We start from the raw sequence: 14,276 nt of genomic DNA, 5'->3' as shown, positions 1-14,276 counted from the left end.
TGATTGATATTTCATGCGGCCAGAAGTGACAAGGGCGGAATCCCATGCAGTATCAGCTCGACAACCTCGATCGGCGTATCCTCGACGCCCTGCAGCGCGACGGCCGCCTGCAGAACCTGGAGCTTGCCCGGCTGGTCGGGCTGTCGCCGTCGGCCTGCCTGCGTCGGGTGCGGCTGCTGGAGGAAGGCGGCTACATCGACCGCTACGTGGCCTTGTTGAACGAGGCCAAGGTGGGCCGTGGCTTCACGGTATTCGTCCGCGTGTGGCTGCGCGGGCAGGACGAGGACACCACCAATCACTTCATCAACAGCATCAAGTCTTTCCCGGAAGTGCTTGAATGCCATCTGATGGCCGGTGACTGCGATTTCCTGCTGCGGGTGGCGGTGGCCGACCTTGATGCCTACCGGCAGTTCCAGATGCAGCACCTGAACCGGATCGCCGGGGTGCAGAACACCAAGACCGAGATTCCGATGCAGCGGATCAAGCAGACGACCCAGCTGCCGCTGTGAAGGGCGGGGGTTTCCGCCAGGGTGGCGCCCGGCACCCGCGGGTAGTGCCGGCCTCTGGCCGGCAACCCCAGAAGCAACAGCCGAAGCAACAGCGTGCATTCCGTTGGATGGCGGGGTGGGTCCGGTTGCAGGGGACGCCGTAAACCCTTCCATGGGGGCTTGGCCGCGGCATTCATGCCGCGGACTCCCCTGCAACCAGACCCACCCCGCCTTCGACAGTTCCCCGCAATCTGCCGGAACGGCATGAACTGCTCCTGGTGGGTGTCGACCTTGGTCGACACGTTTGGGCCGGCACGGGGTCGGATCCCGTTGCTGCGCAACGGGCTCTGACCCCAGGCGTGGATGAGGTGGTCCGTTCGATTTATTGATTCCTGATGGGTGACTGGCTTCACGTCGGCTGTAGGCGGCGGTCATCGCAATGACATGTGGCCCCGCTACGGTTTGAGCCCGCTTGCGGGTCGCGCGCGGGCCGGGGTGCTGGTCCTGGTGCGCGTCCACTGCAGCTGCTGTCGCTGCCGAGGGTCATGTGTTCTACGTCAGGGGGCTGAATGGACACCATGCGGTCAGAACTTGGAAGGTGGCCATCGTCGCGTGGCTGCTGCTGTCCTCTGCCGCTGCCGGGCAGGACGGAGTTCATGCCTACGACATCCCTGCGCAACCGCTGGAACAGGCGGTCGAGCGCTTCAGCGTCATCAGTGGGTGGTCGGTGATGTACCCGGGCGACCTGGCCGCGGGCCGCAGCAGCCATGCGCTGCGCGCCAGCCTGGAGCCGCTGCCTGCCCTGCAGGTGCTGTTGCAGGACTCCGGCATCGAGGTCGAGGTGATCGGCGCGCAGCGCGTGGTGCTGCGCCGGGGCACGTCCTCGGCCGCCGAACCCGGTGTTGGCGCCGAACTTCCCGAGGCCGAACGTCGGCGTCGCTATGGCGGGCTGCAGCAGCGGCTGCGTGCGGCGTTCTGTGACGACCCGGAGATCGCGCCCGGCCGCTACGCCGCGACGCTGCGCTTCCGCATCGACGGCGCGGGCCGGGTGAGCGAGCCCGAGCTGCTGTCCGGCAGTGGCAGTGCCCGCCGCGATGCACGCCTGCTGCAGGCGCTGCAGGGCCTGGTGCTGGCGACCGAGGCCGCCGCGCTGGCGCAGCCGGTGACCCTGCAGATCCGTCCTTCCGGCACCGACCACGACTGTGGCGGGCGCGCGCCCCTTCCATGACTTCAAGGATTCGAACATGAGCAACGGTACGGCTGGCGCAGTTGACCTGATGGACCACCTTCTGGGGGCCTACGACGAGCTGAAGCGCCGGTTGGTGCGCAAGCTGGGATCGGAGGAGCTGGCCGGTGACGCGCTGCAGGACACCTGGATGCGCCTGAGTGCGCGCCGTGACCGCCTGGACGCCGTGCAGAACCCTGCGGCCTACCTGCTGCGCATGGCGATGAATACCGTGATCGACCGCCAACGTGCCGACCATCGCCTGCTGAGCCTGGAAGAGGTGGAGACGCTGATGGACATGGCCGACCCGGCACCGGGGCCGGCGCAGGCGGCCGAACTGGACTTCGCGCTGGAGGACATGGTGGGCCTGCTGCAGCGCATGCCCGAGCGGCGTCGCCGCATCCTGCTGGCAATCCGCGTCGATGGCCTGCAGCAGCGTGACGTCGCCGATCACCTCGGCGTGTCGCTGCGGCTGGTGCAGCGTGAGCTGAAGGCGGCCCAGGACTACCTGGCCGAGCGCAGCGGGCAGGGGCGCCAGGTGCGGTTCTGAGCGGCGGCATCCGTCTACACTTTGACGCCGAGCAGAACCCCGCAGCGTGCGGGTCCGGCATGAGCCCCCATGGATCCTGACGATCACCCGCAACGCCCGCTGGATGCCGTCGAGCGCCAGGCGCACGCGTGGGTGGTGCGGCTGACCTCGGGCGAGGCTACTGCGGCCGACGGGCGCAGCTTCCGCGCGTGGTGCGAGGCTGATCCCCGTCATCGCGAAGCATTCGGCCGTGCGCGCCGGCAATGGGAGCAGGTACGCCTGGCCGGCGAGCAGCTGCCTGCCGCTGCACGCCAACCGGTCGTGCCGACGCCGACCCAGCGCTGGAGCCGGCGTGCCTTCCTGGGTGCCGCGATTGCCGCCCCGGCCAGCCTGGCAGTGGTGGCGGCGATCCGTCCGCCGCTGGGGCTGTGGCCCTCGGTGACGGCGATGACGGCCGACTTCCACACCGGTACCGGTGAACGGCTGCAGATCGCACCTTCGCCACAGCTGAAGATCGAGCTGGATACGCAGAGCAGCCTGCGCCGCCGTGCGGACACGGAGGGCGAAGGCTTCGAGCTGGTGCAGGGCCAGGCCGCGATCGAGACCCGGGCCGGCCTGCGCCTGGCCCTGTTCGCAGGGGCGGGCTGCGTGATTGCCGATGAAGGGGCGGTGCGCCTGGACGTGCGCAACACCCACGGCCAGGTACGGGTGACCTGCCTGCAGGGCAGCGCCCGGATCGAGCACCCGCAGGGCCGCCTGCAGCTGCAGGCGGGCCAGCAGACCCGGTACGACGAGCGCCTCAGTGGCGTGGTGGCCGAAGCCGTGGCCTCGGAAGTGAGTGCCTGGACCGAAGGCATGCTGGTGTTCCGCCGGGCGCCGCTGCGCGAGGTGGTGGAGGAGATCAACCGCTACCGCCGCGGCAAGGTGCTGCTGGGTGAATCGGCATTGGCGCGCGCCCCGGTCAGCGGCCGCTTCCGCATCGATGATCCGGATGCGGCGCTGGAGCAGCTGCGACTGACGATGTCGCTGGATCTGCGTCGCTTTCCAGGTGGCATTGCCGTCCTTGGTTAGGTGAAGACGCTGGACGTGCGCGCCGCGCAGGGCTGTTGCAAGCAAGGAGACGCCAAGGATGCGCAACGAGACCATCGGTGTGCTGGATCTGCGCCGCAATCTGTCGGCGTTGCTGGAAACCACCCAGCGACGGCCGTTGATGGTGCACCGCTACGGCTCGCCATGGGTATGCGTGGTATCGGACGCACAGTGGCAGCAACAGGCCGTGCTGCTGGACTTCGATCCGCAGTCGCACCCGCTGGCGATGCTGTTGCGCCTGCAGCAGCAGGTGCTGCCGCTGGCTGAAACCGGTGTGTTGCCGCCTGCGGCGCTGGCACGCGCACTGCTGCTGATGGACATGCATGGCATCAGGGATCTCGCGCAGCTGCACGAGCAGGTGCTGCACCACCGGCTGTGGCACTGGTTCGTGGCGGGCACCCGCGGGGTGATGGACGGCTGGCAGCTGCCCGCGGTGCGCATTGCGATGGCGTCGTGGTGCGATGACGTGGACATGACAGACGCGCTGGTCGCGTTCGCCGCGCGCAGCGACGTGGCGGTACTGGCCCGCCGCTGCGGGGGTGACGCACCGCGCCTGCAGCGCGAAGCCTGCAGGCGGATGACGCTGCGATGACGTTGCCGATGAAGCACCACCCAGCGCACAGAGCGGCATTCGCGCTGTCGCTTCACCTGCCTTGCTGACGTCTTCTCCAGAGTACGACGCACCACGCGTCGCGGAGCACGGGCGACGAAGATGGCAGACAGTCGCAGGATCAGCATGCTGGAGCTGGATCGCCACCTGAGCCGGTCACTGGAGCAGGCGCGGCACACGCCCTTGAATGTGCAACGCTACGGACACTCGTGGGTCTGGGTGCTGTCCAGTGATGCCTGGGCCGATGCCGCGCGCTGGGCGGCACTGGACAGCAGCGCGCATCCATTGGCGGCGCTGCGGCACGCCCTTGATCTGCAGCTGCGGCCGTGGTCCGAAGCAGCCATGAACGCGCTGCCGCTTGACGCAGGCGATGCGCGGCTGCTGCAACGTGCGGCCCTGCTGGTGGTCGTGCGTGATCTCAACAGTGCGCAGCGCGTGTACGACGATCTGCGCTATCACCAGGCCTACCGCACGTTCATCGGCCTCGACCATGGCACCGCGTGGTCGCCGATGCAGTGCGTGCGCCTGTTGCAGGCGTGCGCGCTTCCGCTGCTGCGCGGCTGCATCGACGAAACGCTGTCCAGTGTGCCGCCACACCTGCTCGAGGCGGCACGCGTACCGGCTGCGCCGGCGCCCGCCCAGGCACATGCGCAGCGAATTGCCGGCGGATGTTTATCGTACTGACACATGCACCGCTGACCATGGCGCAGCGGTCTCTTCCAGGATGACGAGGGCGGAACAATGGCAAGGCAGGTGGGTGGTCGCAGGGCTCGGCAGCAGGGTTTCAGCCTGATCGAGATCATGGTGGTGGTGGTGATCATCGGCATTCTCGCGGCATTGATCGTGCCGCGCTTGATGGACCGTCCCGACCAGGCGCGCGTGGTGGCAGCGCGCCAGGACATCGCGGCGCTGATGCAGGCGCTGAAGTTGTTCAAGCTGGACAATGGTCGCTATCCCAGCGCCGAGCAGGGCCTGCAGGCGCTGGTGAAGCCGCCGCAGGGCAGTGGCGCGATGCCGGTCACGCCCTATCTGGATCGCCTGCCGAATGACCCGTGGGGCCATCCGTACCAATATCAGGTGCCTGGCACACATGGCGACATCGATGTGTTCTCGCTGGGTGCGGACAGCAAGCCCGGTGGCGACGCCGGGAACGCGGACATCGGCTCGTGGCAGCTGTGAGGCAGGCCGATGTCAGCCCGGATGCGGTCTGTTTCGAGTGTCCGTCAACGTGGCATGGCGGTGATCGTCGCCCTGCTGGTGGTGGCACTGGTGGCAGTGATTGCCACTGCACTGCTCACCCGGCAGTCGGCCCAGCTGCGCGCGCTGCGTGGTGACCAGCTGCGCGCACAGGTACGCATGGCCGTGGACGCAACGCTGGAACGTGCGGCGCAACAGCTGCGTGAGGACGCAAAGGAACAGCTGACCACGGCGCGCAGCGGGCGCTGGGCGCGCCCATTGGAGCTGCAGGCGCCGTTGCCGGTGCAGCTGCAGCTGGTCGATGCGCAGTCGATGTTCAACCTGCGCAATCTGCTTGCGCATGGCAGGCCGGACCCCGAGGCGCGGCGCGCGTTCATCGCGTTGTGTGCCGGGCAGGGGCTGGGCCAGGGCGCCTGCACATCCGCCGCGGACCACATCCAGGCGCGCCTGCGCGATGGCGACATGCAGGCGCAGGCGCCGCTGCCGCGCGAATCACTGATCGAACAGGCGCTGCCGGGTGCCGATCCGGTGGCGTTGCAGGCGCTGGCGCGACGCACCGTGGTGTTGCCGGCACAGACCCTGGTCAACGCCAACACCAGCGACCTGCGCGTTCTGCAGGCGGTGACGCCTGCGGTCGAGCCGGCACGGCTGCAGGCGCTGCTCGGTGAGCGCGACGCTGGCCATTGGCTGCTCAATCGCGGCGACATCGCCAACCGACTCCAACTGAGCAACGAACAGATGGCGGTACTTCCCTTGGGTATCCATAGCGAGTGGTTCCTGGCTGTCGGCCGGGTGCAGGCTGACGGCAGCGCGGTTGATTTCCGCGCGCTGCTCTGGCGCGAGTACCGCGACGATGGCGTGCGTGTGCAACGCGTGTGGACGAGGATCGGCGCATGAACGGGCAGCTTCGGGTGCGCCTGCCGACGCTTGAGGGTCTGCACGCCGACAGCGCGGTGGACTGGGCGCAGCTGCACAAGGGCGAGGTGCTGGCCCACGGTTGCGCCACGCTGGCGGCGCTGGGTCTGCGGCATCCGCGGGCTGCGGTGCATGCCTGCCTCGATCCGAGCGACCTGATCCTGCTGGAACTGCAGCTGCCACCGTTGTCCGGGCGCCGCCTGCAGTTGGCGTTGCAGGGTGAGGTGGAGGCGATGTTGCTGGATGACCTGCAGGACGTCGCGCTGGCCCACGGTGCGCAGGCGGGTGACGGCACGGTTCCGGTGGCCTGGCTCGGCCAGCAGGCGGTCCTGCAGGCGCAGCAGTTGCTGGCCTCGTGCGGACTGCAGCTGCAGGCACTCCATCCGACGCCGCTGCTGCTGCCCTGGCAGGACGGACAGGCCACGCTGCAGGTCAGCGGCGAGCACCTGCTGGTGCGAAGCGGGCGCGATCGGGGGTTCGTCCAGTGGTATGGCGGACGTGATGCGTGTGCAGTCATGCAGGCGCTGGCCGTGCGCCTGCGACAGGCCGGCGTGCAGGCCGTGCAATGGATCGGCAGCGTACCGCCGGCGTGGCCGGACAGCCTGCCGGCCACCGCCGTCATGAAGGAACGGCAGGCATGTGGCCCTCTGCCGGGGTGGTCACTGCCGCTGCCCGATGCGGGTCGGCAAGCGCCACGCCTGGCAATCGGCCTCGCGTTGGCGGCAGTGCTGCTGGCCGCGCTCGGCCTGCAGCTGCAGGTCTGGCGTTGGCGGATCGAGGGCGAGGCGCTGCAACAGGACATGGCGCGGCAGTTCAGCGCACGCTTCCCGGAGATCACCGATGTGGTGGATCCGGTGCTGCAGGCAAGGCGTGCTCTGGCGGTGCCGCCACCGGCGCCACCGTTGCCGCCGTTGCAACGGCAGGTAGCCGGCACGCTGCTGGCGGTTCCGGAGCTGGCCGGGCAGGTGCGCAGCCTGCATTACCAGCCCGGGCAGCTCGACATGGAGCTGGATGCCGATGCCCAGGCGTTGGCCGATGATCCGCAGCGGCTTGAGCACTGGCAGCAGGCGCTGCAGGTGCAGGGCCTGCTGCTGGTGCGCGACGCCGGTGGGCCCCTGCGGGTGAGCGGAGCGGGACAGTGACGGCCCGCACCCTGCGGCTGGGCGGGGGGCTGGCCGGCCTGCAGCAGCGCTGGCAACGCCTGCCACCGCGCGACCGGCGGATGCTGTGGGTGATGGTGGTGGCGCTGCTGGTGGCGGGCCTGTGGTCGTTGTGGCTGGAGCCACTGCTGAAGCAGCGCACGCACTGGCAGGCCGAGCTACCGCGGCTGCAGGCGCAGTCGCGCGCACTGGCACCGCTGCTGCGCGTCCGTGAGCGCCAGCAGCTGGCGCAGGGCCAGCATCCGACACTTCCTGGGCTGCGCGATGGAATCAAGACCGCCGGCCTTGCCGACGGCCTGCATATCGAAGCGCGTGACGGGCGCTGGCACCTGCAGGTGCAGGCGGTGCCCGCCGATGCGCTATGGAACTGGCTGCTGCCGCTGCTGGCCGACCCGGCCATCGAGCTGCAGCAGCTGCAACTGACACGCACAGGGGACGCGAACATGCCGGCGGCACGGATTTCCGGAAACATCGTGATGGTGGCCACTGCGGGTGCCCATCCATGAGGGCGATGCGCAGCCTTGCCTGCAGTACTGCATTGGCCCTGATCGTGGGCATGGCCCACGTGCCGGCGCCGGTGGCAGCGCAGGACACACGCGATGAGCCGGTGCAGCTGAACCTGGTGGATACCGATATCGGTGGCGTGCTGCGGATGGCGGCACGGTTCACCGGCCGCCAGTTCCTGGTCGACCCACGGGTGACCGGCAAGATGACGGTGGTCTCCGATGGCCCGGTCAGCCGTACCCAGGCCTATCAGCTGCTGCTGGGCGCGCTGCGCATGCGCGGCTTCGCCGTGGTCGAGAATGGCGGCGTCAGCCGGGTGGTGCCGCAGGCCGACGCCAAGCTGCTCGGTGGCCGGGTGGGCAGTGGCGGTGCAGGAGGCGAGGTCGCCACGCGCACCTTTCCGCTGCGCTACGAGAACGCCGCCGCGCTGGTGGCGGTGCTGCGGCCGATGATCAGCCCGGACAATCCGATCACGGCGAACCCGGGCAACAACACTCTGGTGATCACCGACTATGCCGACAACCTGGAGCGCATCGCGCGGGTGATCGCCAGCGTCGACACGCCGGCCGGCATGGACACCGATGTGGTGAAGCTGCAGCAGGGCATCGCCGTAGACGTCGCGGCGATGGTCGCGCCGCTGCTGGATGCGCAGGGCGCAGAGCCCAGCCAGAAGGTGGTGGTGATGGCCGACCCCCGCAGCAACAGCGTGCTGCTGCGTTCCAGCAGTCCCGGGCGCACCCGTCTGGCCCGGCAGCTGGTGGAGAAGCTGGACCGCGCGCAGGACGAGTCCGGCAACCTGCATGTGGTCTACCTGCGCAATGCCCAGGCCAATCAGCTCGCCGGCGTGCTGCGCGGCGTGGTCGCGGGGCAGAGCGATGCGCCGGCAGTGGGCAGCAATGAAGGCATCACGCCACTGCCTGGCGATGCAAGCCGTTCCGCACCGGCGCAGCCGTCGCAGCCACAACAGGCCAGGACCGGCAGCAATGCGCTGGAATCGCAGCGGCTGGATCCGAACCGCCGCGACCCGATCGACGCCGGGAGCACCGGCTTCAGCCAGAACGGCATTTCGGTGCAGGCGGACGTGGCCACCAACACGCTGTTGATCTCGGCGCCGGAACCGGTGTACCGCAACCTGCGCCGGGTGATCGACCAGCTTGACCAGCGCCGTGCACAGGTGCTGGTGGAAAGCCTGATCGTGGAGGTCAACCAGACCGACGCGGCCGAACTGGGCGTGCAGTGGATGCTGGGCAATGGCCGCACCTTCGGCGGCACCCACTTCGGCGGCACCAGCGGTGGCAGCGGGCTGAACACCACCGCGCGCACCACCCTGGACGTGCTGCCCAAGGATGGCCTGAAGATCGGGGTGATCGACGGCACCATCAACCTGCCCGGCGTCGGCCAGATCCTCAACATGAAGGCGCTGGCCAACGCGCTGCAGAGCAAGGGCGGTGCCAACATCCTGTCCACGCCGAACCTGATGACGCTGGACAACGAGGCGGCCAGCATCATGGTCGGGCAGACCGTGCCGTTTGTGAGCGGCCGCTACGTGACCGACGGTGGCGGCGGCAGCAACAATCCATTCCAGACCATCGTGCGCGAGGACGTGGGCCTGAAGCTGCGGGTACGCCCGCAGATTTCCGAGGGCGGCACGGTGAAGCTGGACATCTACCAGGAAGTCAGCAGCATCGATGCGCAGAGCGCGAACAGCACGGCCGGCATCATCACCAACAAGCGCGCACTGGATACCAGCGTGCTGCTGGACGATGGCCAGATCATGGTGCTGGGTGGCCTGCTGGAGGACAGCGTCAGCCATGGCCGTGACGCGGTGCCGGGGCTGGGGAAGATTCCGGTGCTGGGTGCCTTGTTCCGCAGCGACACGCGCAGGCGCGCCAAGACCAACCTGATGGTGTTCCTGCGTCCGCACGTGGTGCGTGACCCGGCCGGCGGCCAGCGCCTGACCCGCGACCGCTATGACTACATGCGCAACGCGCAGGCTGGCGCGCAACCGGTGCAGAGCTGGGCATTGCCGGCGCTGTCGGCACCGCAGTTGCCGCCGCAGGACCTTTCTGTACTCGGCCAGGGCAATGCGCGCGATGGCCAGGGCCAGCCGCTGCAGAACACCAGCCTGGCAGTGTTGTATCCGGCCGGTGACGGCGATGCGCAGCTGGTGCAGTTCGCACAGGGGCTGGACCCGACCCGTGCCCGCCAGGGCGTGGCGCAGGTGCGGGCGCTGGGCCTGCAGGCCTATGCCGAGGCGACGCCGGGCGAGAGTGGCCAGCGCCTGCGGGTGCGGCTGCCGCGCGACCCGGCGACGCTGGACCCGGCACTGCAGCAACTGCGCGGGCTGGGCTACACGCCGGAACTGGTGATCGGACCGTGAGCGCCGCCGCGTCACTGCCGTACGCCTGGGTGCGCAGCCATGGGGTGATGCTGTCCGAGGTTGGCGGTGAGCCTGTGCTGCTGGGTACCGTCGATACCGCAGCGTGGGCTGTGGCCGAACTGCGCCGCCGGCATGGACCGTTGCCCTTCCAGGCACTGGATGCCGCGACGTGGCAGCAGCGGTTGGCTGAGCAGTACCGTGACGGCGGCGACGCCGCTGCCGTGGTTGGTGCCGCCGAGAGCGAAGTCGATCTGGACCGGCTGATGCAGGACATGCCGGAAGTCACCGATCTGCTGGACGCGCAGGATGATGCGCCGGTGATCCGCATGATCAACGCGCTGCTGGCGCAGGCCGCACGTGATGGCGCCAGCGATCTGCACATCGAGCCGTTCGAGACCCATTCGGTGGTGCGCTACCGGGTGGACGGCACGCTGCGCGACATGGTGCAGCCACGGCGCGCACTGCACGCAGCGCTGGTATCGCGCATCAAGATCATGGCCCACCTGGACATCGCCGAGAAGCGCCTGCCGCAGGACGGGCGCATCGCGATCCGCGTGGGTGGGCGTCCGCTGGATATCCGAGTCTCCACGGTGCCGACCGGGCATGGCGAGCGCGCCGTGCTGCGACTGCTGGAGAAGGATGCCGGCCGTCTGCAGCTGCAGCGCCTGGGCATGGCCGATGACACCCTGGCCACGTTCACCGGATTGATCCGGCAGCCGCATGGCATCGTGCTGGTCACCGGCCCGACCGGTAGTGGCAAGACCACCTCGCTGTACGCCGCGTTGGGCCAGCTCGACAGCAGCACCAGCAACATCCTCACCGTGGAGGACCCGGTGGAGTACGACTTCGCCGGCATCGGCCAGATCCAGGTGAACGCGCGCATCGGCATGAGCTTCGGCACCGCGCTGCGCGCGATCCTGCGCCAGGACCCGGACACCATCATGATCGGCGAGATCCGCGACCTGGAGACCGCACAGATTGCGGTGCAGTCGTCGCTGACCGGCCATGGCGTGCTGGCGTCCCTGCATACCAACGACGCGATTTCGGCAGTGACGCGCCTGGCCGACATGGGGGTGGAACCGTTCCTGCTGGCCTCGTCGCTGCGCGGCGTGCTGGCGCAGCGGCTGGTGCGGCGGCTGTGCACCCACTGCCGGCGTGCCGAGGTGGATGGGGACGGCCGTACCGTATGGCGCGCGGTGGGTTGCGCGGCTTGTGCCAACAGCGGCTACCGGGGGCGTACCGGCATCCACGAGTTGTTCGTGGTGGACGATCGCGTGCGTACGCTGATCCATGAAGGGCAGGGTGAACCTGCACTGCGCGAGGCGGCGCGGCGTGCCGGCATGCGGACCTTGCGTCAGGACGGCCAGCGTTGGGTCGACAGCGGGGTGACCACGCTGGAAGAGATCCTGCGCGTCACCGGCGACGACTGAGGCTTGCATGGCGCTGTTCGACTACCAGGCCGCCAACGCGCAGGGCCGCATCGAGAAGGGCCAGCTGGACGCTGACAGCCCGCGCGGTGCGCGGCAGTTGCTGCGCGGTCGTGGGCTGACACCCGTGCAGGTCAGCGTGGCGCGCAGTGCCGGCAGTGGCTGGGCTGCCCGGCGGCTGTCTGCCAGCGAGCTGGCCTGGGCCACGCGCCAGCTGGCCAGCCTGCTGGCCGCCAGCCTGCCGTTGGAAGGCGCTTTGAGTGCGGTGATCGAGCAGGCCGAACGCCCGCACGTGGCCCAGGCGCTCACCGCAGTACGCGCCGACGTGCGTGCCGGCCAGCGCCTGACCGTGGCGCTGGCAGCGCGGCCGCGCGATTTCCCGCCGATCTATCGGGCGCTGGTGGGTGCAGGTGAGGATTCCGGCGATCTGGCACGGGTGATGGAGCGCCTGGCCGACTACATCGAAGAGCGCAATGCGCTGCAGGCCAAGGTACTGACCGCCTTCATCTACCCGGCGGCGATCAGCCTGGTATCAGTGGCGATCGTGATCTTCCTGCTCAGCTACGTGGTGCCGCAGGTGGTGACCGCGTTCGTTCAGGCACGGCAGACGCTGCCGATGCTGACCCAGGTGATGCTGGCCGCCAGCGCGTTCGTACGCAGCTGGGGCGTGTGGGCAGCGCTGGGCATGGCTGCGCTGGTGGTGGCCTGGCGGCTGGCATTGCGGCGGCCGGAACTGCGCCTGCGCTGGGACGCGATGCTGCTGCGGGTCCCGATGGTCGGGCGCTTCGTGCTGGGTGTGAACAGTGCGCGCTTTGCCTCGACGCTGGCGATCCTGCTGGACGCCGGTGTGCCGCTGCTGCGTGCGCTCGAAGCGGCGCGGCAGACGCTTGGCAATGCGTTGCTGGCGCGCTGTGCCGATGATGTGGCTGCTCGCGTACGCGAAGGTGCGGCACTGGGTGCTGCGTTGAAGGTACAGAAGGTCTATCCGCCGATCCTGGTGCATCTGGTGGCCAGCGGCGAGAAGACCGGTTCGCTGGCGCCACTGCTCGAACGCGCCGCGCAGACGATCTCGCGCGAGATCGAGCGTCGCGCGATGGCGCTGACCGCACTGCTGGAACCGACCATGATCCTGGTGATGGGCGGCGTGGTGCTGACGATCGTGCTGGCCGTGCTGATGCCGATCATGGAAATGAACCAGCTGGTGCAGTGATGCGCAACGCGCATCACGGGTGGAGTCGACTGTCAGTCGACTGCTTCCCAAGCACACTTCGACAGGACCAGCGCTCCGTGCACCAGTCGACGAACAGTCGACTCTACCCGGTCGCCGTCTTCGATTCTCCACACAATCCTCCACACCTTTTTCCGATCTTCCACAGGTTTCTTAAGCGGCCTGTCATCGGCGCGGACCAGCATGGACACGTCGCCGCAGAGTGGGCTGGGAGGCCCTCGGCGGCAGCAGGCGTGTAGTGACCGTTCCTCCCTTGGTGTTTCCCTTCGCAGTAAACCCTTCAGGAGAAGATCATGAACAAGTGCAAGACCCTGGCCGCGCTGGTTGCCACCGCGCTGCTCGCTACCGTGGGCGCCGCCTCGGCGCAGACCGTGACCGGCGGCGGTGCCTCGTTGCCGGCCGACCTCTACAAGGGTTCGTCCGACAGCATCCTGCCGGCGAACTTCAGCTACGCCGTGACCGGTTCGGGCACCGGCAAGAAGGCCTTCCTGGAAAACAACTCGCTGCTGTTCTCGACCACCGGCACCGTGCACTTCGCCGGCAGCGATTCGGTACTGAGCGGCACCGAGCTGAACACCTACACCACCAACTTCAACCAGCCGACCAATGCCAACCGCTACGGCGCGCTGATCCAGGTGCCGTCGGTGGCCACCTCGGTCACCATCCCGTTCAACAAGGCCGGTTCGGCGGTGAACCTGAGCGTGGCGCAGATCTGCGGCGTGTTCTCGGGCGCGATCAGCGACTGGTCGACCATCGATGCCAACCGCAGCGGCCCGATCCAGGTGGTGTACCGCGCGGAAAGCAGCGGCACCAGCGAAATGTTCAGCCGCTTCCTGACCGCGGCCTGTGCCGCTGAGAATGCTGACACCTCGAAGCTGGTGGGCGGCAAGTTCGCCATCAAGTCGACCTTCGCCGACCTGTACAAGCGCGATGCCAACGGCAACCTGCCGGCGTTCCTGGTGGCCGCCCCGGCCACCGGCGGCACCTCGCTGTACAACACTGTCTACGCGGCTGAAGGCCGCATCGGCTACGTTGGCCCGGACGTGATCCCGAACCTGACCGATGCGACCAAGGTCGCCAAGGTCAAGGGCTTCTCGCCGGACCAGGTGAGCGTGCAGGCCACCCTGGACACCGTCGCTCCGCCGACCGGCACCGATGCAGAGAACCCCGCCAACTGGGTGCCGGTGTTCGGCAACCCGTCGGCCGGCTATCCGATCGCCGGCTACACCAACCTGGTGATCGGCCAGTGCTACAAGGATTCGAGCGTCGCCACCAGCCTGCGCGGCTTCCTGGCGCGCCACTATCCGGCGACCTACACCGTCGCGTATGAGAAGTCGATCACCGACCACGGCTTCATCCCGCTGACCAAGGCCTGGCGCGATGCGATCCGCAACCGTTTCGTGCTGGCCAGCAGCACTGCCGGCCTGAACAACCCCAGCACCTGCGCCGGCATCGGCCGTCCGCTGTAATCCGCAGCACGGGTTGAATCCTGCTTGACCCGACGCCGGCCTCTGGGCCGGCGTC

General features: G+C 68.5%; 14 protein-coding genes. All 14 read left to right on the top strand.

The features are described 5' to 3' along the window. Nucleotides 1-44: 44 nt before the first annotated feature. The 14 genes from AC5P8F_RS18955 (at nt 45) to AC5P8F_RS18890 (ending at nt 14,221) form a co-directional block, all read left to right on the top strand. Nucleotides 45-509 carry an Lrp/AsnC family transcriptional regulator gene (locus AC5P8F_RS18955; RefSeq protein WP_005413654.1) on the top strand — a complete coding sequence of 155 codons (465 nt, stop codon included), beginning with the start codon at nt 45-47 and terminating at the stop codon, nt 507-509. A gap of 526 nt (nt 510-1,035) precedes the next feature. Beyond that, nucleotides 1,036-1,716: a TonB-dependent receptor gene (locus tag AC5P8F_RS18950; RefSeq protein ID WP_046430979.1), complete on the top strand. Its 681-nt coding sequence runs from the start codon at nt 1,036-1,038 to the stop codon at nt 1,714-1,716. A 16-nt stretch (nt 1,717-1,732) separates the two neighbouring features. Further along, nucleotides 1,733-2,263 carry an RNA polymerase sigma factor gene (locus AC5P8F_RS18945; protein WP_032961748.1) on the top strand — a complete coding sequence of 177 codons (531 nt, stop codon included), beginning with the start codon at nt 1,733-1,735 and terminating at the stop codon, nt 2,261-2,263. Between the two features lie 69 nt (nt 2,264-2,332). After that, on the top strand, nt 2,333-3,313 hold the full coding sequence (locus tag AC5P8F_RS18940) for a FecR family protein (protein WP_049439476.1): 981 nt from the start codon (nt 2,333-2,335) through the stop codon (nt 3,311-3,313). 58 nt (nt 3,314-3,371) lie between these two features. Further along, complete coding sequence (locus AC5P8F_RS18935) at nt 3,372-3,923, top strand: hypothetical protein (protein WP_049439478.1); 552 nt, start codon at nt 3,372-3,374, stop codon at nt 3,921-3,923. A 120-nt stretch (nt 3,924-4,043) separates the two neighbouring features. Then, nucleotides 4,044-4,625 carry a hypothetical protein gene (locus AC5P8F_RS18930; protein ID WP_111206991.1) on the top strand — a complete coding sequence of 194 codons (582 nt, stop codon included), beginning with the start codon at nt 4,044-4,046 and terminating at the stop codon, nt 4,623-4,625. Nucleotides 4,626-4,682: 57 nt separating this feature from the next. Continuing rightward, nucleotides 4,683-5,120: a type II secretion system major pseudopilin GspG gene (gene gspG / locus AC5P8F_RS18925; protein WP_014647371.1), complete on the top strand. Its 438-nt coding sequence runs from the start codon at nt 4,683-4,685 to the stop codon at nt 5,118-5,120. Between the two features lie 9 nt (nt 5,121-5,129). Next, nucleotides 5,130-6,035 (top strand): type II secretion system minor pseudopilin GspK, encoded by a 906-nt coding sequence (gene gspK / locus AC5P8F_RS18920; protein WP_495228768.1) that lies wholly within the window; start codon nt 5,130-5,132, stop codon nt 6,033-6,035. Continuing rightward, entirely contained in the window at nt 6,032-7,195 is a 1,164-nt protein-coding gene (gene gspL / locus AC5P8F_RS18915) for a type II secretion system protein GspL (RefSeq protein ID WP_346601186.1), read from the top strand. Before gspK ends, gspL begins: the two co-directional genes overlap by 4 nt. Continuing rightward, nucleotides 7,192-7,719 (top strand): type II secretion system protein M, encoded by a 528-nt coding sequence (locus tag AC5P8F_RS18910; protein WP_014647368.1) that lies wholly within the window; start codon nt 7,192-7,194, stop codon nt 7,717-7,719. Before gspL ends, AC5P8F_RS18910 begins: the two co-directional genes overlap by 4 nt. Further along, nucleotides 7,716-10,097, top strand: a complete 2,382-nt coding sequence (gene gspD / locus AC5P8F_RS18905; protein WP_478411066.1) for a type II secretion system secretin GspD — start codon at nt 7,716-7,718, stop codon at nt 10,095-10,097. The genes AC5P8F_RS18910 and gspD overlap by 4 nt, the downstream gene beginning before the upstream one ends. Further along, nucleotides 10,094-11,527, top strand: coding sequence for a type II secretion system ATPase GspE (gene gspE / locus AC5P8F_RS18900; RefSeq protein WP_080355725.1), 1,434 nt, complete (start codon nt 10,094-10,096; stop codon nt 11,525-11,527). The genes gspD and gspE overlap by 4 nt, the downstream gene beginning before the upstream one ends. A gap of 7 nt (nt 11,528-11,534) precedes the next feature. Next, nucleotides 11,535-12,734, top strand: a complete 1,200-nt coding sequence (gspF, locus tag AC5P8F_RS18895; protein WP_197621105.1) for a type II secretion system inner membrane protein GspF — start codon at nt 11,535-11,537, stop codon at nt 12,732-12,734. A gap of 311 nt (nt 12,735-13,045) precedes the next feature. Beyond that, nucleotides 13,046-14,221, top strand: coding sequence for a substrate-binding domain-containing protein (locus AC5P8F_RS18890; RefSeq protein WP_014647364.1), 1,176 nt, complete (start codon nt 13,046-13,048; stop codon nt 14,219-14,221). The last annotated feature ends 55 nt before the right edge of the window (nt 14,222-14,276 follow it).

The organism is Stenotrophomonas sp. YJH_SMC_69 (genome assembly GCF_059370495.1).
Note: the sequence above shows the minus strand (reverse complement) of the source record. Positions and strands in the feature narration are given on the sequence as shown.

What these genes read in the sequence shown, in the direction of transcription:
- AC5P8F_RS18955 (WP_005413654.1), top strand. Translation starts at nt 45, where the DNA reads ATGCAGTATCAGCTCGACAACCTCGATCGGCGTATCCTCGACGCCCTG.
- AC5P8F_RS18945 (WP_032961748.1), top strand. Translation starts at nt 1,733, where the DNA reads ATGAGCAACGGTACGGCTGGCGCAGTTGACCTGATGGACCACCTTCTG.
- AC5P8F_RS18940 (WP_049439476.1), top strand. Translation starts at nt 2,333, where the DNA reads ATGGATCCTGACGATCACCCGCAACGCCCGCTGGATGCCGTCGAGCGC.
- AC5P8F_RS18935 (WP_049439478.1), top strand. Translation starts at nt 3,372, where the DNA reads ATGCGCAACGAGACCATCGGTGTGCTGGATCTGCGCCGCAATCTGTCG.
- AC5P8F_RS18930 (WP_111206991.1), top strand. Translation starts at nt 4,044, where the DNA reads ATGGCAGACAGTCGCAGGATCAGCATGCTGGAGCTGGATCGCCACCTG.
- gspG (WP_014647371.1), top strand. Translation starts at nt 4,683, where the DNA reads ATGGCAAGGCAGGTGGGTGGTCGCAGGGCTCGGCAGCAGGGTTTCAGC.
- gspK (WP_495228768.1), top strand. Translation starts at nt 5,130, where the DNA reads ATGTCAGCCCGGATGCGGTCTGTTTCGAGTGTCCGTCAACGTGGCATG.
- gspL (WP_346601186.1), top strand. Translation starts at nt 6,032, where the DNA reads ATGAACGGGCAGCTTCGGGTGCGCCTGCCGACGCTTGAGGGTCTGCAC.
- gspD (WP_478411066.1), top strand. Translation starts at nt 7,716, where the DNA reads ATGAGGGCGATGCGCAGCCTTGCCTGCAGTACTGCATTGGCCCTGATC.
- gspF (WP_197621105.1), top strand. Translation starts at nt 11,535, where the DNA reads ATGGCGCTGTTCGACTACCAGGCCGCCAACGCGCAGGGCCGCATCGAG.
- AC5P8F_RS18890 (WP_014647364.1), top strand. Translation starts at nt 13,046, where the DNA reads ATGAACAAGTGCAAGACCCTGGCCGCGCTGGTTGCCACCGCGCTGCTC.